The sequence below is a fragment of the Cytobacillus oceanisediminis genome, from assembly GCF_004366035.1.
GTDB classification, from domain to species: Bacteria; Bacillota; Bacilli; order Bacillales; family Cytobacillaceae; genus Cytobacillus; species Cytobacillus oceanisediminis_C.
Genome location: NZ_SOEE01000003.1, coordinates 204417 through 224758, shown reverse-complemented (window position 1 = coordinate 224758; position 20342 = coordinate 204417). Strand labels below are relative to the sequence as shown.

Below are 20342 nucleotides of genomic sequence, written 5' to 3'. Positions count from 1 at the left end.
TGCTATGTCTTAATTAATCATTTCCAGTACCTTTTCCGCCAAACTATTATTTTCTTCCAGCCCCACCTTTTGACATAGGCATGCATGTACTCTTTTAAATTCCGGGAACATGCTTGTCATCACCTTCATAATTTCAGAGGGTTCCGGGCTGCTGAACCATTCCTCCAGGAGTTTTAGCTGCCAGGTTTCCAGTTTGCTCCTTGTTCCCTGTAGTCTGGCCCAGTCTCCAAAGGTATTTGGCTGGAGCCCTGCTTCCATATGCCATGCAGTTATCATGGATAACCTGAGATTGTCCAGGCAGCGCAAAGCATAATAAATCTCCCCCCGGCTCACTCTTCTGTATACCTCATGTACATAGGCAAAAATTTTATCTCTCCAGCTTTCTACTTCCTCAAGAGCGGGCTGGTAAGTTAAACATTTTGAATTTTCAGATAAAGAAATCATTACTCCATCCGTATCATGAACGATCTTAATATTTTGAAGCCATACAGATGGCTGGAGCTGCTGGGAACGATAATAAAATGCATCTACTTTAATAAAATTTGTATAGTGTGCAACAGTATGTGATGCACGGGGATTATCTTCGAAGAATAATACATTTCCCCATTTTTTCGCCCTGCCCTTTTTATTAAGCCTATATTCCTCAAATACTTTATCATTCACGACAATCCGCAGATCAATGTCTGAAAATAAATCCGTACTGTTCTCTCCTATTGAACCGCCATAAAATACAGATAATACATTTTGATCATGGATCAAATCCTTTTCAATAGAATGCATTATTCTTTCTCTATGTCGTGGAAGTTCGGAATCTCTTCCTTTGTATTTAACATATAATCCCATTCACATCTGGCCAACTCCCTTATACATTATTCATTAGTACTTTGCCTATTCTGCACATTCTACTAGTTCCATATTATGTGTTCAGTAAGCTTACCGAAAATTCCTGCTTTATGTTTTACTATTTTTCAGCCTTTTAAAATCCTTGCTCAAACTAGCTTGTTTAAAGTGCTTTGACTGCTTGAGGCTGTTAATATCAGCGCGATTATCATAAGATAACTGAATATGAAAATAGTTAACATACTCGAGGATGGCAAAGGTATAGATAAAGGCGGCAATCCCCAGTCCCTGAGGTGTTGAGGGATGCCACATATAATAATCTGCTATGAAGGCAGCCGGAATAATGATTATCATGGCAATGTTCCATTTTTTTATAGCCCATAACTGCTTAACCATCCTGATCGGTGCAGCAGATGTATTTTCTCTTTTTAACCGCTTCCATTTTATATACCAATAAATGGAGCCTTGAAGGAGTAAAAACTCCAGCAGCAGAAATGATGACCAGAAAGAAAATAGTGAATATAAACGCAGATCAGGATATGTATAATTCACCAGATAACTGATAAAAACAAACATTATAAGGCTCGTCGCTTCTCCGGTAGAAAGATATGAAAGTCTCTTCAATACTCTATTCCTCACCTAAATTCCTCACTTCCAGGTAAAGATACCACTTAAAAGTAATACGAATTTTCCCAAAAATAGTTTCAAAAAAAATTCCAGCCGTGACGGCTGGAGATTTTTTTATTTAGGGTTAGGCCCGTATTTATTTGATCCACGTTCACTGTCCATTAAAGTAAAGATGAGGATAATAATCCCTCCGATTAATGGAATCAAAGAGATTAAAATCCACCAGCCGCTTTTCCCGGTGTCGTGCAGCCTTCTGACAGTTACAGAAAGACTCGGAATTAACATAATCAGAGAGAAGAGGGTTGTAAGGATTCCAATGTCCTCTGTAATCTCCCATCCCAAAATCATCTCAATAATAGTTAAAATAATTGAAATGACAAATGTAAACAAAATAAACATCCAATATTCTCTTCTTCTGGATCTTCCGCTGAAATTAAATGATTCTTTAAACACATTAATAAATGCATTCATGCTGTTTTCACCTCCGCTGTACACACCCATCTATTATATCAATAGTAAAATCCTTTTTTCAGCAGGGAAAAATATGTTTTTTATTAAAAATTGAAGGATTCCCCCCATAAATGAAATAAAAAACTCCTGCCTCCTATCATTGAAACAGGAGTCTATTTTTCTTTTTTTCTCATCTTAGCAGATACACGGACTGGCACTGAATGTTTTTTGCGGCATATTCTTATAGTGGTGATAAACATGAAAATACTAAGAACACTTCTAGGTGCAATAAAGCACGAGGCAAAAAAATTGTTCGAAAACAGAATGGCCAGGCATAAAGATAGGCTCCCAAACAGATTCCAACACAAGAATTAGCTTCCGGCATAAGCAGGAAGCTTTAATTTTGACCTAATAAAATGCAAATGACAGCACACACTAATAAAAAAACTACATTAATAGGGGCAGAATACCACCATTTCCAGGAGAAATAATTTGTATAATTCCGCTTGACTGTAGCCTTTTCAAAAAGATGTGAAAAAATGAACCGTGCTGATTTAAAAGAGCACTAGCTTTCTGGGATGAAATTTAAAAAGATAATCCCGAATGTTGCTCCAAGAGTCAGTTGATGATAAGGGCTCCCAGCTGCCCTCCCCCGCGTTTAGCTCATAAATCCGAAAATATAAACTTAGCATTTCATCCGTATTTAAATTAGCTAAAGCAATGACAACCCATCTGAAGAAAATTTCTTTCTAATAAGTTCCTATATCAGATTAACGGCCAAAGAATCATAAGGAAACCACTAAAATACAATGAACCGACTTTTATTGTTTCAATACTTCTTTTGTAAAAAACTTTTCTCCTCTAATAAAATCAACAACTTATAAAATAAAACGAGAGCAAGCAGCAGAAATGGGTCAACAATCACCGAATACCATATCTTCCATTTACCATAGTTAAAGTAACCCCATGGTTCAGGAAGCAGAGCCGCCATTTCATAAAGGATAATTCCCGCAACAAAGAAAAGCAGATAAACCATTTTTTTAAGAATGCCTTTTGAAAAAGGGTATCCATTCAAAAAAATAATGTTCACCGGCGGAATTAAAAATAACCTCGGCAGCAAGCCTTCCCATTCAATAGCTGGAGTAAAGTACCAATAAAAATGATGTTTAAATTCAACAATTAAATCAAATATCATCTGAAAAGCTATCGTAAATGTCCAGATTTGCAAAACTTGACTGGGAGTAATTTTTTTATTCATTTTGAAGGCAACTATATTAAAGGCGATTATGGAAGCTATAAGTAAAACCATATTATATCTCTTTCTCGAAAGTTTATATTATTATCCCCTATTTCGGACGTCTGCTATACAAAAGCAGAGAATACAAATGACCTGATATTGCCCGTCTATAAATACACCGCCCTAATATCGATAAGAAGTACAAGTCCATAGGAACGGAGTCTGCTCCGCCGCCCATGCCGGAAAGGATAAATTTAAAAGAGAGCAAAAGCCCAATCTTATTGGCCAATTGCTCTCTTTATTTTTGCTATGCCCCTAATTGCACCATCATTTTCAGCTGCTTTCGAGCCCTGAAGATTCTGGTTTTTACAGTTGAAGGATTCAAATTAAGCATAGCGGCTATTTCTCTTTCCTTTAATCCCCGGTCTATTTTCAGCAAAAGAATATCTCTATAGCTGCCTGTCAGCTTCTTTACCGCCCCCGTGATTTCCTCAGCAGCAAAGCCGGATTCAACTTCCTGCTCGACATTCTGTTTTGCAGCTATACCGAGGCATTCCAGCATGTCCTGCTCCATCGGCACAGCAGTCTTCCGCCTTTCTTTCCGAATAACGTCCAGAGCGGTCCTTCGGGCAATGACTGAGAGCCATGCCCCCGCTTTTTCTTCATCGATAATCGTTTCCGCTTTCTTCATGGCTTTAATAAAAGTTTCTTGAACGATATCCTCCGCAAGATATGCGTCTCTTGTCATCGAGAAACAAATATGATAAAGGCGTTTATAATGACACGTATACAGCTCGGTAATATCCATACTTCATCCTCTTCCCTTACTCCTCTATATTCAGTGAAATGCTCACTTTGAACAAGTCACCATCTGTATCTATCTCAAGATTTCCATCATGAAGATCAATAATCGATTTGGCAATGGCAAGGCCAAGGCCTGAACCATCTGTATGCCTTGATTTATCTCCTCGTTTAAAACGCTCGAACAGTTCTTCACTTTGATCGTCCAATTCATATTTAGAAACATTCTTAAACGTTATGACTGCCTGACTCTTCACTTTCACTATCGCAATATAGACCCGTGAGTGTTCCAATGAGTATTTCAGTATATTGCCAATTAAATTATCAAAGACTCGCCAGAGCTTTTGGCCATCAACAAATGCGATTGCCGGATGATCAGGTTGGGTTACTCTGAAATGCAGATTGGATTCATTAATAGCGTTATTATGCTCCGCGAGAGCCTGCTGCAGCAGCTGGACAAGGTCCACTCTTTCCTTCCGCAGCTCAATATTGCCGCTCACCATTTTCGAGACTTCGAATAAATCATCAATCAAAACCTTAAGCCGTTTAGACTTACGGTCAATAATCTCAAGGTAGGCAGAGCGATCGTCCTCAGAAACTTCACCTGACTTCAGCAGTTCCGTGTACGTAATAATTGAAGTTAGTGGTGTTCTTAAATCGTGACTGACATTTGTAATCAGCTCCGTTTTCAGCCTTTCGCTTTTTGCCTGCTCGCTAAGGGAAGTTTTTACGCCCTGCTTCAATACATTCATATTTCCTGCTAGTGAAGCCAGAACACCCTTTCCTTTAACCGGTAAGTCCGGTCCCATGTGGCCCGCTGCCAATTCATTTGCGGTCACGGCAATTCGGTTGAAATAGCCTACACGCCTGATAAGTGCCATAACTAGCGGAATACCTGCAAACGCTAAGACCATTACATAAAACAGGGCAAATAGCGGGTGGAAGAACATGACAATTGAACCCATTCCCATTCCAAAGATGATTAATAAAACAACAAACAGCTGAGTTCCTATACTCCGGTTTAAAAAGGCTTCCTGAAGGCTGGTTTTCAAACCGCCAGCCGCTCTATAAACCAGACTCTTTTTCAAAACTGCCTTGGCGTTTTTCAAGTCCTTAAATTCACCAGCGATATATTTGAGCTGAACAATTGTCAGACCGCAAAGAACCGATGCTCCAAGAAGCACAATAATCAATTCAATAACTCGCGGAAGGATATTGTAGGAGTCTATTAGAAAATCATTTATCAGAAATAAGGCCAAACTGCTGCCTATTACTGCCAACCCCAAAAAGGTTATTCTTAAATCTATAGGCAGCTTATTATATAAAGGCTCCCACCTTTTGATTTCAGCAGACAGGGCCTTTGACTTTCTGCCAGCAATCAATGCAGCGATAATAGCCAAAACCGCTGAGCCGCCATAAATTAATAATATAATCTGCTTTTGTTTGAAATGATTATTTTGATCAATGAACATATTTGAATCAGGAAGGTTTTTAGCCAGGCCTATTTGTCCTTTAAAGTAGCCTGATTGCGATTCTACCAGGGACTGTTCAAACTCCCCATACCCCCCCATAATAAAATGAAGGAAATAATTTTTGTCCATGGTGTAATCGGTACGATAAACCATCTCTTTTTTCATTACTTCATCCGGAGACTCATTTTTGGACAAAGTTAAATTGGTGAATACTTCACCAGTGGAAGTATCCTCAAAATAATAAGTAAACGAATCCTCATAAAAATCATACTGATCCCGCAATTGTTCCTTTTCCTTAAAAAACTCTTCTATTTTTTCTTCTTTTTCTTTTATCAATTTGGGGCGTACGTGTTCATCACTCTCAAAGTTCTTCGTAATATCCTCGATTCTTTTGTTCATCTGATCGGTTAAAGCCTTGGCAAATTCATTATTTTCAGTGTCCTTTGCCTCTTGGATTCTATATTCATATTGGCTTCTAATATTATCTATTTGTTCAGGCAGAGTTCCATAACGATAGCGATGTTCATGGATGTCCTCTTCTGACACCTCTATTGCCTCCTTAGCTTTTTCGAGGGTAACGTTATTCAGTTCGAACATTTCCAGGTATCCGGCATACTGATCCAAATCACTTCTAAACTGACTTGTGTGAAAATAGTCCGGGTTCGCATATTCTCTTCCGTTTATTAGAACAGACAAAACGCCGCTCGCTCCAAAAGCAAATAAAACCGTTATCATTGCAATGATGAATTTATTTTTCCATCTTGTATCCAATTCCCCATACCACCTTTAAATATCTCGGATTCTTCGGGTCAATTTCAATCTTTTCACGGATTTTCCGAATATGGACTGCCACCGTATTTTCTGCGTTATAGCACGGCTCGTTCCATACCCGTTCATATATTTCATTAATGGAAAAAACGCGTCCGGCATTCGTCATTAAAAGTTCCACAATTTTATACTCGATCGGAGTCATTTTCACTGGCTCTCCATTAACACTCACTTCTTTTGCTTCCTTATCCAGCATGAGACCGTTCAGATCAATCACCTTTTTGACTCCTTCAAATGTTCCGAATGTCACATATCTTCTCAGCTGTGATTTCACCCGGGCAACCAATTCCATGGGATTGAAAGGCTTGGTCACATAATCATCAGCTCCAACCTGCAGCCCTAGAATTTTATCTGTGTCCTCTGTTTTGGCACTCAGAATAATAATCGGGATGTTTTTCTTTTCACGAATTTTATATGTAGCTGAAATACCATCGAGCTTAGGCATCATGACATCCAAAATGATCAGATGCACCTGGTTCTCATTCAATATCTCCAGAGCTTCGATTCCATCTTTTGCTTTCAATACAGTAATGCCTTCATTTTTAAGATAAATTTCAATGGCATCTCTTATCTCTTTTTCATCATCTACGACGAGTACATAATAGTTATTCATAATCCCCCTGCTTTCAAGGTGCTCTTTTCATATTTTTATACTAAACGCAAAATCTTAACATTAATGTAATAGAAATCTTAAGAATTTCTTAAGATTGAATCTGCATTTCTTAAGTTTACATCCCTTCTATTTTATAATGGGTGGAAATGGAAATATAGACTTGTAATTGTAAGTCATAAAAAAGCACCATCCGCCAGCTGTCTAGCTGGTGAATGGTGCAAAAAGTAATTTAGAAATGTCATTTCTCCACGTAAGAAGACTGCTCTCAATACGAACGGACGGGCGAAACAAGCTGAATATAAGATTCGTCACTGACAGGCTTGATTATAACCGGCTTCATTGAGCCGCTGAAGCTTAAAAGAACATGCTCTTCCTGAATAGCTTTTAGGGCATCCATTAAAAAGCTTCCATCAAGTGATATGGACAGCTCCCGCTCGCCTGTGATTTCTAATAGAGGCTGTATCTCTTCAATTTTTCCAATGGCAGAGGAAACTGAAGATATTTTCAATTTTCCTTCTTTTATCTCCAGAAGGACATTGTTATTCTTCCATTCGAGGGCAAACAGGCAGGCACGGTCAATTCCCTTTAATAGTTTCTTTGCGTCCAGTTTTATAACTGTTTTCGCTTCATTTGGGATGAGTCCAGTTACATCAGGATACTTGCCTTCAATAAGCCGTGAACAGAGCATGATTGATTTTGTTTTGAAAACTAAATAGCTCTCGGATGAGAAGATCTGTATTTTGCGTTCTTCCTGATGAGCCAATAGCTTTAAAAGTTCCTTTAGGCTCGAGCCTGGAACAATGAAAGACCCTTTGGAAGCAGAAGCGATCCTTGTGTCCAGAAAAGCTAAACGATGTGAGTCAGTTGCCGCACACGAAAAGTGATTTTCTTTAACAATCATATGCACTCCTGTGAGCACCGGCCTTGTATCATTCTTCGAAACTGCAAACACGGTCTGCTTTATTATTGCTGATAATTTTACAGAAGAAATTTGGATCCCATGAGAATTATCAAATTCAGGAAGTTTCGGATACTGTTCGGCTGGAAAACCATTTATGTATGTAATAATTTCATCTGATATGATTGTCACGTTATGCTTTTCATTCACTTTGATATGTATGTCACCCGGCAGCTTTTTAATTAGCTCTGTCAGGTATCTGGATGTTACTACAACACTGCCTGTCTTTACTATTTCCAGCACATCCCCTTCATCAGCAGCAGGAATGAGTTTTTCAATCACAATATCTGAGTTGCTTCCAGTGAGTCTTAAATGGTCCTCACATGCAGTCAGCTTTATCCCGGTTAAAATAGGAAAAGGTGTCTTGGCAGAAATTGCACTGCTTACTTCTCCAATGGCTTTATTAAAATATTCATTCCTAATTTTAAATTCCATTCATACCCCACCTAATATTATCGATAAGGTATTCTTTCGACAAAATTCCTGAATATTCCTTTTACCTTATCAGCTTAACTTTGTTTGAAACAGCTCCAAGGGATAAAGCTTATCCCCTTTTACGGCATTCAGGATTTGCCTTATGACTTTGGCATCGCGAAGTTCCTCGTCTTTAAAGCGATTAAGGTTTGACAGGTTCAACCACATGCTATCGGCAATTTCCTCTTCCTGAAGGTTTAAAAAGCCCCCTCTTATTTGAGCAATAAAATGGAATAAGATGACCTGATGGTCCGTACTGCTGATAAAGTTATAGATACCAGTTGTATGGGTCAGGTTTACGTCCAAGCCCGTTTCTTCTTTAACTTCTCTGCAGGCAGCTGCAAGGATATCTTCCCCTTTTTCAACACGGCCGGACGGGAAATTCCATTTATTCCTTACAGTGGCTTTATTCTCTTTAATCATCAGCACTTTGCCTTCCTGTATAATTGATGTGCTGACAACAAGCACGATTTCGTTCTGTGTCATTCGGCATCTCTTCTTTCCTTTAATTCACCCAATGCTGCGGTCTCTGTAAACCATTTGGCAGCTTCGTATACATGTCCCCTTTTGCTGAATTAACCTGAGCCTGTGTAAGAAAAATACTTCCCATTAGATTGGCTCCGCATAAATTTGCGTCCCTAAAGTCTGCACCAATAAGATCCGTATATCTCAAGTCAGCTTTGCGCAGGTCAGCTGCAATAAACAAGGAACCTCTTAAATTCGCTCCGCATAACACCTCACCGATTAATCTGGCTCCGATAAAATCTCTCCGGCCGCTATATTTTTTCGCGGATTTTTGATTCAATCCTGAGTTCTTCCTGACAAGCTCACTGGCTTTTAGAAGCTGCTTATTAACTTCACCCCTATGTGCCTGGACATCAATACCCATAATCACATCCGGCTCCATATTAGTTAAATCCTCTGTTTTGTCCAAAATTTCTCTGACTTCATCATGAATAGGCATAGCGGCTTCCAAATATAGAATTTCTGTTAAGTAGAAAAGCATTTCATGAAGCTGATGCATAATGGGAAACACATCGAACATCTCTTTCTCCAGTCCGGGATGGCTGCGCCAGTCTCTATTCATAAAAGTGTTTTGAGATACTTTTTGGCCTGCTCCGAAGCATTCAAATGAGGTGCATCCCCTGAAGCCTTTTCCCCTGAGGTCTGCATGTATTTGACAGCGAAAATCAGCTTGCAGATTAGGGCATGGTTTACCTGCTTCCTTATCAAGAGCAAAGTCAGCTGATTTTGCATATGGGAGGGCCACACAGCAAAGCCCAAAACAATTTTCACAATCGGATATTAAATTACTAATTTGTTTAGGCAAAACACGGCACTTCCTTTCGTTCAAATTACAGGATGCATTTCAGCAATATTTTTTATTTGTTACTGTTCTTGACTTTCCTGCAGGTAATGTTTATTCTTTCTGCAAATGGAAATTATTCTTAATATCTCATTATTAAGGGAGTGACTTTATGTCCAGGAATAAATATAAAGAAAAGGCAATGAGTGCCGTAAGCAAGCTAAAAGCAAACCTTAAAGGGAAGCTTTATGAAATGGCAGAGGTTCCTTCAGTTTCTGTTAAGCAGCTGTCAGAATTCATCCAGCAGCACCCCGATACACAAATAACAAAGAAAGAACTCCTTGGAAACACCTACACTTTCTACCGTCTAAATGCGAATGATGACTTTCTGTATATGGAAACAATTAATGAACGGATACTTCAATTGGATGGATCCTCACACGGAAAAAGATTTGTCTCTTATCGATCTTATCGGGATTCCCATAACTTGGATACTCCAATAAGGATAACGTAACGGCCTTCAGTCAAGTGAGCTTCACATCAAGGGGAGCTCACCTATTTTTGATTGCTGCTGATTGGCTTATAAGATATTTTGACAGTTTAATAGTTTCTTTAATTCGATCACGCTTTCTTGTATAATGTCTATTTTCCTCACCTCTGCGAATATTAATGGCATCCACTATGATTGGGTGCCATTTTTCCGGCAAATGCTCTAAGGAGTACTCACCGGCCCCTTGCTTAGAGATAATATCCTTCTCTCTCAATGTGTAAAACTGGCGCAATAAGCCGAGCACCATCCATTCAACTTCTTTATCAATCTCAGAGTCTGCTATTTGTGTCAGTTCATCAATTGATTCCTCGAATGACTGGATTCGACTTGCCCAATATGTATTCATGTTCTCGTAAGTGTATGAAACCAATTCATTGTCATTTATCTCTATAACCGGAACAGCCCCATAAATGACAATACCATTCTTTTGTAAAAGCCACCAGGTGACTGGATTCAGAAAATGCCCATAATTCATTGTCCCGTTATTATAGAAGAAACATTCACAAAGCGTTCCCAGGTCATTTTGAGTTAAATATACCCCATCCATCTCAGGAAACTGATATTTTTCTGCTAGTATCCCATGGATCTCCTCAGCTTTTTTGAATTCTGATACAGTTAAACCGCTTTTTGTAACCGCAATAAAATCAATATCACTTGATCCTTCCACAAAAGCATCCAGTGCAAGCGATCCGTGCAAATAGAGGCCTTCAAGCTGATTGGGCATATATTCATTTACTAAATCTATGTATTCATTTAATAATTCATCAACCACTATTGGAAGTCCTCTCATTTACACTTCTCCCCTAACTTCTAATAGAAAAAGCCTTTCACACTTCATTTTCAAACCCGGCAATCATCTTCTCTACATCGGTTTGCCCCATATTATGTAATCAGTATAGATATTATTAAGTTTACTAAAAAAATGAATTTTTTCAAAAAAAGTAACGTATTAAATAAAAGGTTAGAATTTTGCATGATGCTAATATCCAACTTGTCATGAAAGCGAGGAAGACGAATGACTGTGTTAGAAGTAAGAAATCTGCAAAAATCCTTTGGCCAAATAAAGGCTGTCCGGGATATAAGTTTCTCGGTTAATGCCGGGGAAGTCTTCACTATTATCGGTCCAAACGGAGCTGGCAAAACGACTACACTGGAAATGATTGAGGGCCTTGTTTCACCCGATAACGGTGAAATCCATTTTGGCGACCTCGATTGGAATAAGCATGCCGTTTCAATTAAAAAGAAAATTGGCGTCCAGCCACAGTCAAGTGCCATGTTTGATTTATTAACACCAGAAGAAAACCTGAACCTTTTTGCTTCCTTTTATGACCATGCCCGGTCAGCCAAAGAAATCCTGGAAATTGTCAATCTTACTGAGCACCGCAAAAATCATGTAAAAAAATTATCAGGCGGCCAGAGACAAAGACTGGCAATTGGACTGGCGCTGATTAGTGACCCTGAAATCATTTTTCTGGATGAACCGACTACCGGACTAGATCCCCAGGCCAGAAGAAATATTTGGGATATCATTCTTCATCTTAAAGAACTAGGCAAAACAACCATTCTTACCACTCATTACATGGAAGAAGCAGAGAAATTAAGTGATCGTGTATGCATCGTGGATCAGGGAAATGTGATCACACTTGACTCCCCTTCCGCACTCATAGAGAAACTTACAGATGAACGGGAAATAAGATTGAGTTTCCTTGATGGCGAAGGTGCTGCAGTGGATGCTGATATATTCTCGAAGGTCCTGGAATCCGTATCCAAAACGGAACGGGAAGGGGCAACTCTAAAAATATGGGCAGCAAAACCTGAAGAAACCCTTTTGGACTTATTTAAATTTACAAAAGAAAAATCATTCGGAGTGGAACAGGTCTCCATACGGGAAATGAGCCTGGAGGATGTGTTTATTGCGTTTACCGGCAAAGAATGGAGGGATTAAGATTAATAGATACCATCAATTTAAAATGATGTTTTTAGCACAGCTGAAATTAACTCTTCGCGAAAAACAAGCATGGTTTTGGGGCATCTTTTTCCCGGTTATCCTAATGGTTATCTTCATGGTCATCTTCAGCGGAAATTCAGATGAAGAGTTTAAAACCGAAGTGGCAGTTGTGGATCCAAGCCCGAATCCTGCTTCAGAGATGATGCTTTCTCAAATCAGCGGTCTTCCCGTTTTTGAAGTCAAGTCTGGAAAACCTGTTGCGAGGGATAGAGCAGAGGAATGGGTAAAAGATCAGGAAGTGGATGCCGCCATCATCCTGCCGGGGTCGGCAGAGGCCTCCTCTGTTACCCTATTAATAAACAAAGAAAATGAACAGGGTGCCGCAGCCCAGGCAGTTTCCGGCATTCTGGATAAGTTTATCCAGCAGGCCAATTTAATGGCAGCAGGTGCTTCCCCGAAATATGATCTGCAATATGAATCGATAACCTCTGGCACTAATGAACTGGATTATACAGATTTCCTTTTAACTGGGATGATTGCTTTATCCATTGCCCAGGGCGGCATGTTTGGCATGGTGGATCTGGTCGACATGCGCAGAAAGGGATTAATCAAAAGGCTGCGAATGACACCGGCAAATATGGGCATTTTCGGATTAAGTGATATGGTTATGAGGCTGTTGTTCAGTATTGTGCAGATCATCCTGCTATCATTAATAGGTGTCCTCGTGTTTGGAGCCAATCTTTATATTAATCCTTTTACCTTGATTATCGTATTCCTGATCGGTGCTTTATCCTTTAATGCACTTGGCTACTTCTTCTCATCTTTCAGCAAAACGACAGAAGCTTATATGGGAGTAGCCAATATCTGCAGTTTTCTCATGATGTTTTTAAGCGGAGTGTTCTTCCCTATTGAAACGATGCCTGAATGGATCCAGCCAATATCCAGCATCCTGCCGCTAACCTATTTTGCTGAAGGCTTAAGGGAAAGCATGGTGTATGAAACCGGCATTGCTACAGCAGGACTTTGGGCAGGAATTGGCGTGATGACGTTATGGGGAGCCGTTACTTTTCTTTTGGGATCCTTGCTTTATAAGAGAAAAGCGATTGCTGCTGACAGATAATGAAAAAGTGCCAGCTGCCAAAATCGGCCAGCTGGCCTTCTTCAGTATTTTTTTTGGAAGTATAAAAAATTCATTAATATTGAAAAAGGATGAAATCATCTTGATTTCATCCCAGAAAGGCTTTCTTATAAATTTTCAAGAAACACTCTGATTACATCTGCTCCCCCAATAAAGGTTCCCAGCGAGCTGCCCAGATTGGAAAGGACAACAATCAATAAAATCCGGCTCACTTTGTTTCTCCAGAATCCTTTAACACTAAATACATCTTCAGATAAGGTTTCAAAATCCCTTACATTCGGACGGCGTATATAGGCCTGAGTCAGTCCGGCAAACCAGCCTGCTGCAAGAAGGGGGTTCAATGATGTAATTGGCGCTGCAACAAAGGCAGTTAAAATGGTCAGAGGATGTCCCATTGCAATGGCAGCCCCCAGTGCTGACAAGGAGCCATTCCAAATAATCCAGCTGATAGTCTGTGCAAGACCCGCAGAAGGATTTGCGAAAAATGTATAGGCAATAATGGCCAAAATGAACACCGGAATACTCCAGCCAATTATCTTTGGAACATTTGATTTTGGAGGGCGCTCAGTCAATTTGGCCATGTCCTGTTCTTTTTTGATTTCCTCTTTGATCCCCGGTACATGGGCTGCCCCCAGCACCGCTACTATTTTTTCTCCTGGTGCATCTTTAATTTTTTGTGCAAGGTATTGATCCCGCTCGTCAATGAGCGGTTTCTTTAATCGCGGAAAACTATCTGTAAATTCATTTAGAATCGCATTTATCGTATCCTGATTTTTCATCTTCTCAAGTTCTTCTTCAGTTATGGTATCCTTGCTGAAAATACTTGCTATTACTTGACTAAGAAGCAGGGATTTCCCTTTTAATCCGAGGTTGCCCCAAATCCTTGCAAAGGTAATCTGGATATTCCGGTCAGCCAGAACAAGCTTTGCCCCGGCAGCCTTGGCTGATTCAATTCCCTGAATCATTTCCTGGCCGGCTTTAATGCCGAATTGGTCAGCCATGCGGTTTTGAAAGGATGAAATCGCCAGATTCATTAAAAGCAGTGAAGCCTTCTTCTCCTTAATTACCTGGATGATATCCATTTCCTTCCACTTGCTGCCTTCTGTAATCGATTGATATCTCTGTTCATCCAATTCCACACAAACAGAGTCAGGCTGTTCAGCCTCTATGACTTCCTTCACTTGTTCTGCACTGTGCTTTGAAACATGTGCTGTTCCTATCAATATGTATTCCTTGCCGTCTAAATGAATCCTCGTTATGTTTTCCTCTGACATAAATACCTTCCTTAGATACAAATTCTAATATGTATGCTTATAGCTCAATGTATTGTTCATTATACCATGAACTGTTTTAAGTATGCCCAGGATAATGAACTCAGAGGTGAATTTAGCCCTAAATAACAAAATAATCTATTAACCCCTAAACAGAACAAGTGTTTTGATATAATATAAGAATGCATGAAAAAAATGCAAATATATTATAAAGGTGGAAATTATATTGAATGGTACCGCCCATGCAGCGATTGGAGCAGCAGCAGGATATGTGGTTGCGAACACTGTTCATGCCAGCCCATCCACAACGCTATTATTAGTAGGACTCGGCAGCGTTTCTGGATTAATCCCGGACCTCGACATTGATGGAAAACTTCGTGACCGGCTTACACTTTCACATGAAGTCGTTCGGACAGTTGCCCAAATCATAGGAATTTTAATGATCATCTATAGCTTCTATGAAGGCTCGCCGAAAGAGAAATGGCTGGGCATCGCTATAGGGATCAGCATGACCGCCATTTCTGCGAAAATCAAACAAAAGCATATGCTGACCATTACGGGAATTGGCGTCCTGGCGGGAGGAATCTCTTTGCAGGAACTGTGGCTGATATTATTTGGGATTTATATATTGATAGCTTCCTTCGTTTCCCACCGCAGTTATACTCATTCTATCCTGGGTGTTATTTTTTTTGGATTCATCTCAGCCAAATTTGATGGATCACTTGGCATAGAGGGTGTATTCTATACATGCCTTGCCGGTTATATAAGTCATTTGATAGCCGATTTAAAATTGCTTCCATTTAATAAAAGGGGCATAAAGCTCTTTCTCCCGATTTCGTCGAAAGAGATCTAAGACAGACAACCGCTCAGAATTTGAGCGGTTAGTTTTTGACTGGAATGTATACTTCTACATCCTCATCCTCATTTTCAGCCGGATAATAAACTTCCAAAATATAATGATCAGCGGAACCCTGCGTATTGCCCTGCTCTTTAATCCAATTGTTAAGACGTGCATACAGGCCGCCCATGTCAGCTCCCTTTCCTCTGATTGATGCATAAGTATGCTGCACCTCTATATATTCCATCCCATCTGGCAGTGTTTCAGGTTTCTTATGAACTAAATAACCGACAAAAAATATTCCCTCTAAGTGGTCTTCCCCCCTCTTAGGTTCATAAATGGACACTTCCAGTCCGCTGCTATGCTGTACAAGATGGCCCTGCTTCAAGAAGCTCTGAGCTGCTTCAGGCACCAAATGGGCATAATCCTTAAAAAGACCCTTGTTCCTTATGACTACTGCTTTAAACTCCTGCAAAACGACTTTACACATTAGAAATCCCTCCAAACTTTGAATACTAAGAATTTCTCTAACTATTGGAAAATCCCTCCTTTAATCTGATAGATTAAAAAGGCTTTTTTCTCATAGGTTGCTGTTATTGCCCATGAATTCAGCCCGTTGATTTCAGCACGGGGCACTTGCTTTCCGCGGGGGTGGGTGCGGTGAGCCTCCTCGTCGCATTGTACCTGCTGGGTCTCACCTGTCCCGCTTCTCCCGCAGGACATTGAATTAACTTCCTCGACTTTAACACCGCACGAAGGAAATGCGTCAGCATTTTCGAGGATCAAGTGCCCTCCGCTCCAATCAACTCAGCAATTCAAACTAAGCAATTAAAAAGCACCAATATACGAAAACAGCCATTAAAAAGACGCGTCTCAAGAGTCGCGTCTTCCTTACTAAACTTTAAATGTTAAACCTCTGTCTGCCATTGCCTTGCGAAGTTTTGCCATGGCATTTGGCCCCATTCCATGGAGATCCAGCAATTCTGCTTCAGTGGCACCGGCTAACTGTTCAATTGTAAAGTAGCCTGCCCCTTCGAGTGCACGCAATGCTGGCTTTGCCAGCTTTTCAGGGAATCTGCTCCCCTTTAGATTATTTTCTGGCATGGGGTTCCTCCTTTTAGATCATTAATATTTCGCGTATATCTTCTTCCGTCAGGCTTCCGGCTGCACTTCCATTCGAATCGATGATTTCTTCAATTAAGTTTTTCTTTTTATCCTGAAGTTCATTCATCTTCTCTTCGATGGTGCCTCTCGACAATAATTTTATTACCTGGACAGTATTTTTCTGTCCTATGCGGTGCGCCCGGTCGGCTGCCTGTTCTTCAACGGCGGGATTCCACCACAAATCATATAAGATGACTGTATCTGCACCAGTCAAATTTAGACCCGTACCGCCTGCCTTCAATGAAATCAGGAAAAAATCGCGCTCTCCCTCATTAAATCGGCGGCAGATTTCCACCCTTTCCGCGGAAGGTGTCTGTCCATCCAGGTAGAAAAACGGCAGACCCAGAAGGGCAAGTTCTCTGCCAATAAGGTCAAGCATTTTAGTGAACTGCGAAAAAATAAGCACTCTTCTTCCAGACAATCTCGATTCTTCGATAATCCTCTTAAGCTGTTCAAACTTCGCTGAACTCCCTTTATATCCATCCACAAATAAAGCAGGGTGGCAGCAAATCTGGCGGAGCCGTGTTAAACCAGCAAGGATTCTTATGCGGTTTTTTCTGAGTGTATCTTTATTTAAATGCTTTAAGGTATCCTCTCTCAGTTTTGCCAGATAAGCCGCATAGAGCTTCTTCTGATCGGGAAGCAACTCAGCAGAATCAATAAGCTCCATCTTTTCAGGCAACTCTGAAAGAACATCTTCTTTCAGCCTCCTGAGCATGAAGGGACGAACCCTTCTGGCAATCGTCTTCCTTGTTAAATTTCCGTAATCCTTTAAGCCGCCAAACAATTCAGGGAAGACGACATGAAAAATAGACCACAGTTCTTCCGCAGAATTTTCAACGGGTGTACCTGTTAAAGCAAAGCGATATTTGGCTTTAATTTTCTTTACTGCTCTCGCTGTTTGAGTTACCGGATTTTTAAATGCCTGCGCTTCGTCGAAAAACACCGTATAAAAATCCTGCATTTCATACCATTTAATATCTTTAAGCACCAAGGGGTAGGAAGTAATCACCACATCAATGCCAGATAAATCCGTTTGGAGCTCAGCCCGTTCATTTTGAGTTCCATCGATGACAATTGCCTGGATATCCGGTGTAAACTTCGTCAGTTCGCTTAACCAGTTATACGTCAAGGATGAAGGGCACACTATGAGTGCAGGACCGGTATATTCCCGAATTTCCTTAAGGTTAGACTGAATAAAAGCAATGCTTTGCAGTGTCTTCCCCAGTCCCATATCATCAGCCAAAATGCCGCCAAATCCATAATGCGCCATTATCTTTAGCCATTTAAAGCCGCTTTTCTGGTATTCCCTCAAAATAGGATTCAGAATTTCCGGCACAGGAGTCTGGAGGCATGATGGATTCTCAAGCTCTTCTAAAAACTCCCTAAAGGATTCCTCATGATGGAACATCTCCTGATCTCCAGCTGTGTCCAGCATTCTAAGACCGGATACAACCGGCATGTTCAAACCGCTCTCCAGATCTTCTGCCTGTTCAGGCACAGCTTTCAGAAAACGCTGGATTTCCTCAAATTCTTTTGTTTCCAAAGAAAGGAGCGCGCCATTTTTCAGGCGATAAAATTTCCGTTTCTCCTCAAGTGCATATAATACATCCCGTATCTCCTGATCAGCTATGCCGGTCAATTCAAACTTGAATTCCAGCCAATTCGTCCGCTCTTTTTTCATTTTTATCCGTATCTGCGGCTTGGCATTTTCCCTGAAAATACGGTTTCTGACAGACGTAGTGGCATATATTTGGACCATCTTTTGCAGTTTAGGGACAACATGATAAAGGAATTCATATTCCAGCTCTTCATTTTGCAGAAAATAGCCGCCATCCGTCTTTGCAAAGGAGCTTTCCTCCATAAGCTGAAGGATCTCATCCTCTAATTCCACATCTCTAATAATCCGTGTGCCGCCCTTCGGCTCTCTTCTTTCCAGCGGATTGATCACGATATTTTCATAATGAAATTCAATTCCTGCCAGAAGCCGGTTCCGCAGACGATCTAAGTATAGCTTGGCAATCAAAGGTGTTTTCATAAATTTTTGTGACATGTCTTCTGAAATATGGACATCCCCCAGCTTTCTCAGTCCAGGGACCACTTTTTCCAGAAACAGTTCCATTTGTTCAGCAGCAATCGGAATCTGGCTTCTCCCCGCTGACTCCAGCATTTGTGTTAAATCATATAAACGCTGGCAATCTTCTTTATTGAGCGTGACTAATTTGCCGCCTGATAGAACAGCATAATATGAATCCAGGATCAGCATCCGATCCAGGCCAAAAACATTTAAATAACATTTCTCTTCCTTTTCGCTAAGTTCAAACCTTAAAGGCAGCCGTTCCTTTGAAAAAGCCATCCGTTCAAATGTTTTCCCCATTATCTCAAGCCTTACTTTCTCAGCAAGCGTCAAAACAGGCTTCAGCCTTTCCCAAGATGACGGAGGGATTAAGAGCATATGCTTGGTCGCAGTATAATCGAAATCATCCATTAAAGCATTTATATAAATGGATTCATCGTGTATTAGCTGTATCAGCTGCTGAAGAACTGCATCAGCTTCTGGCGGGAAACAATGCAAAGCGGGGTCGTAGGTAAAAGTTAATGATAATAGGCTTGGTTCTCCCTCTTTAACGGCGTGAAGAAATTGACGGATATCAAGGACAGCGATTGGGCCGATGGTACATTTTATGGCTAACAAATAATGCCCCTTCCCCAAATGAACAGGCACACATGTGAATTCTGGACGGAGCACCTGCCTGTTTTCAAAATGAAGCTGGTGTCCACTTGACCTTCTTGGCTGCTCACTGAAAAGTGTCATGAGACCATCCGTTAAGGCGTGTTCGGCAGAAACCACAAGGGTGCCTGCTGCATCCTTTATCCTGGGCGATCTGTGCTGCTGCATATCATAAATTGCCAGCAGAACAGCCGCTGCATGCTGGCATTCTTTATCAAACGAAGCTAGCTTTGGACAGCTGCACAATGTCTTAAAACTGTTTCCGGATGTTTTCTCGACCGAAACGAAAAATTCCTCACCAGCAGATACTGCTGCTTCACAAATCTCATCATTGTATTTCTTTATCGTTACCTTCTTATTACGGAAAAAAGCGTCCCCTCTTTTGAAGGAGACAGTGCCGCACATTTCTTTTATCAATTTGTGAGTCAATTTAATATCCACAAACGTTCTCCTTCCGGGAATATGTATACTTAAATTGTATCACAGTCATCTGCCATAAATCATTTCATCTAACACAAAAAGGGAGAGCACATCTCCCTTTTAGATCATCATTTACAGTTATTTAAGTTCCCCTTCAAACCTCGTAATCAGCTTATAGAATTTGACCATCAATAAAAGCAGCATGGGATCAAGTAAAGCTGCATGCCACAATCTCCACCAGCCATAATTAAAATATCCCCATGGCTCAGGCAATAAAGCGATGACTTCATACAGCAAAATGGCAACTACCCAAATAACAATATAAGAAAATCGTTTAATGAGATCCCCTCTGAAAGGATACCAATTCAGATACATCATGTTAACTGGGGGTACCAGAACAATATGTGCCAGCAGTCCTGCCCAGTTTGGCTCCTTGTCAAAGTACCAGTATCCCCCAAATTTAAACTCAATCATGACATCAAATATTAGCTGAGCTGAAATTGTGAATGTCCATATATGTAAAATTTGATTTTTTGTCAGACGTTTTTTTGTTGTAAATGCAATGAAATTAAAAAGAATGGCAGCTATTATCAGTCCATACATGAGCAGAATCCTTTTTATTTGTTAATGTCTCTTAGATGGCTTTTATTATTCATGATTTGGTAACATTATTCAT

The 20342-nt window shown here is 40.4% G+C and carries 21 protein-coding genes; 4 read left to right on the top strand and 17 right to left on the bottom strand.

The window, feature by feature from the left end:
* Window positions 1–9: 9 nt before the first annotated feature.
* The 10 genes from DFO72_RS09345 to DFO72_RS09300 all read right to left on the bottom strand — a co-directional run bounded on the left by DFO72_RS09345 (window position 10) and on the right by DFO72_RS09300 (window position 9630).
* The gene (locus tag DFO72_RS09345; protein WP_113881437.1) at window positions 10–843 is read right to left on the bottom strand and encodes an aminoglycoside 6-adenylyltransferase; all 834 of its coding nucleotides are present in this window, start codon (window positions 841–843) and stop codon (window positions 10–12) included.
* Window positions 844–951: 108 nt separating this feature from the next.
* The gene (locus DFO72_RS09340; protein ID WP_113881436.1) at window positions 952–1479 is read right to left on the bottom strand and encodes a general stress protein; all 528 of its coding nucleotides are present in this window, start codon (window positions 1477–1479) and stop codon (window positions 952–954) included.
* Window positions 1480–1581: 102 nt separating this feature from the next.
* Window positions 1582–1938 (bottom strand): DUF805 domain-containing protein, encoded by a 357-nt coding sequence (locus DFO72_RS09335; protein WP_113881435.1) that lies wholly within the window; start codon window positions 1936–1938, stop codon window positions 1582–1584.
* Between the two features lie 808 nt (window positions 1939–2746).
* Window positions 2747–3226 (bottom strand): hypothetical protein, encoded by a 480-nt coding sequence (locus DFO72_RS09330; RefSeq protein ID WP_113881434.1) that lies wholly within the window; start codon window positions 3224–3226, stop codon window positions 2747–2749.
* A gap of 235 nt (window positions 3227–3461) precedes the next feature.
* Entirely contained in the window at window positions 3462–3962 is a 501-nt protein-coding gene (locus tag DFO72_RS09325; RefSeq protein ID WP_113881433.1) for an RNA polymerase sigma factor, read from the bottom strand.
* Between the two features lie 16 nt (window positions 3963–3978).
* Window positions 3979–6198 (bottom strand): sensor histidine kinase, encoded by a 2220-nt coding sequence (locus tag DFO72_RS09320; protein WP_243856108.1) that lies wholly within the window; start codon window positions 6196–6198, stop codon window positions 3979–3981.
* On the bottom strand, window positions 6176–6868 hold the full coding sequence (locus DFO72_RS09315) for a response regulator transcription factor (protein WP_113881432.1): 693 nt from the start codon (window positions 6866–6868) through the stop codon (window positions 6176–6178). The genes DFO72_RS09320 and DFO72_RS09315 overlap by 23 nt, the downstream gene beginning before the upstream one ends.
* 265 nt (window positions 6869–7133) lie before the next feature.
* Complete coding sequence (dnaN, locus tag DFO72_RS09310) at window positions 7134–8261, bottom strand: DNA polymerase III subunit beta (RefSeq protein WP_113881431.1); 1128 nt, start codon at window positions 8259–8261, stop codon at window positions 7134–7136.
* Window positions 8262–8330: 69 nt separating this feature from the next.
* Window positions 8331–8786, bottom strand: coding sequence for an NUDIX hydrolase (locus DFO72_RS09305; protein WP_113881430.1), 456 nt, complete (start codon window positions 8784–8786; stop codon window positions 8331–8333).
* Between the two features lie 19 nt (window positions 8787–8805).
* Window positions 8806–9630 (bottom strand): pentapeptide repeat-containing protein, encoded by an 825-nt coding sequence (locus DFO72_RS09300; protein WP_113881429.1) that lies wholly within the window; start codon window positions 9628–9630, stop codon window positions 8806–8808.
* A 148-nt stretch (window positions 9631–9778) separates the two neighbouring features.
* Between DFO72_RS09300 and DFO72_RS09295 the strand changes: the two genes are divergently transcribed.
* A complete protein-coding gene (locus tag DFO72_RS09295) occupies window positions 9779–10120 on the top strand; it encodes a hypothetical protein (protein ID WP_113881428.1) in 342 nt (113 codons plus the stop codon).
* Between the two features lie 37 nt (window positions 10121–10157).
* Here the strand turns inward: DFO72_RS09295 and DFO72_RS09290 are convergent, their stop codons facing one another.
* Window positions 10158–10946 (bottom strand): aminoglycoside adenylyltransferase domain-containing protein, encoded by a 789-nt coding sequence (locus DFO72_RS09290; protein ID WP_113881427.1) that lies wholly within the window; start codon window positions 10944–10946, stop codon window positions 10158–10160.
* A 225-nt stretch (window positions 10947–11171) separates the two neighbouring features.
* Between DFO72_RS09290 and DFO72_RS09285 the strand changes: the two genes are divergently transcribed.
* Together DFO72_RS09285 and DFO72_RS09280 are read left to right on the top strand one after the other, a co-directional pair.
* Window positions 11172–12101 carry an ABC transporter ATP-binding protein gene (locus tag DFO72_RS09285; protein WP_113881426.1) on the top strand — a complete coding sequence of 310 codons (930 nt, stop codon included), beginning with the start codon at window positions 11172–11174 and terminating at the stop codon, window positions 12099–12101.
* Window positions 12070–13224 carry an ABC transporter permease gene (locus DFO72_RS09280; RefSeq protein ID WP_243856107.1) on the top strand — a complete coding sequence of 385 codons (1155 nt, stop codon included), beginning with the start codon at window positions 12070–12072 and terminating at the stop codon, window positions 13222–13224. Before DFO72_RS09285 ends, DFO72_RS09280 begins: the two co-directional genes overlap by 32 nt.
* Window positions 13225–13349: 125 nt before the next feature.
* Here the strand turns inward: DFO72_RS09280 and DFO72_RS09275 are convergent, their stop codons facing one another.
* Window positions 13350–14516, bottom strand: a complete 1167-nt coding sequence (locus DFO72_RS09275) for a TraB/GumN family protein (protein ID WP_113881425.1) — start codon at window positions 14514–14516, stop codon at window positions 13350–13352.
* Between the two features lie 223 nt (window positions 14517–14739).
* Here DFO72_RS09275 and DFO72_RS09270 point away from each other — a divergent pair, with 223 nt between their 5' ends.
* Entirely contained in the window at window positions 14740–15366 is a 627-nt protein-coding gene (locus DFO72_RS09270; RefSeq protein ID WP_113881424.1) for a metal-dependent hydrolase, read from the top strand.
* Window positions 15367–15394: 28 nt separating this feature from the next.
* Here DFO72_RS09270 and DFO72_RS09265 read toward each other — a convergent pair whose 3' ends face one another.
* The 5 genes from DFO72_RS09265 to DFO72_RS09245 all read right to left on the bottom strand — a co-directional run bounded on the left by DFO72_RS09265 (window position 15395) and on the right by DFO72_RS09245 (window position 20269).
* A complete protein-coding gene (locus DFO72_RS09265; RefSeq protein ID WP_113881423.1) occupies window positions 15395–15841 on the bottom strand; it encodes a GyrI-like domain-containing protein in 447 nt (148 codons plus the stop codon).
* A gap of 41 nt (window positions 15842–15882) precedes the next feature.
* On the bottom strand, window positions 15883–16137 hold the full coding sequence (locus tag DFO72_RS09260; protein ID WP_113881422.1) for a hypothetical protein: 255 nt from the start codon (window positions 16135–16137) through the stop codon (window positions 15883–15885).
* 108 nt (window positions 16138–16245) lie between these two features.
* Window positions 16246–16455, bottom strand: coding sequence for a DNA-binding protein (locus DFO72_RS09255; protein WP_113881421.1), 210 nt, complete (start codon window positions 16453–16455; stop codon window positions 16246–16248).
* Between the two features lie 13 nt (window positions 16456–16468).
* Window positions 16469–19687, bottom strand: coding sequence for a DEAD/DEAH box helicase (locus tag DFO72_RS09250; RefSeq protein ID WP_113881420.1), 3219 nt, complete (start codon window positions 19685–19687; stop codon window positions 16469–16471).
* Window positions 19688–19804: 117 nt separating this feature from the next.
* The gene (locus DFO72_RS09245; RefSeq protein WP_113881419.1) at window positions 19805–20269 is read right to left on the bottom strand and encodes a hypothetical protein; all 465 of its coding nucleotides are present in this window, start codon (window positions 20267–20269) and stop codon (window positions 19805–19807) included.
* Window positions 20270–20342: the final 73 nt, after the last annotated feature.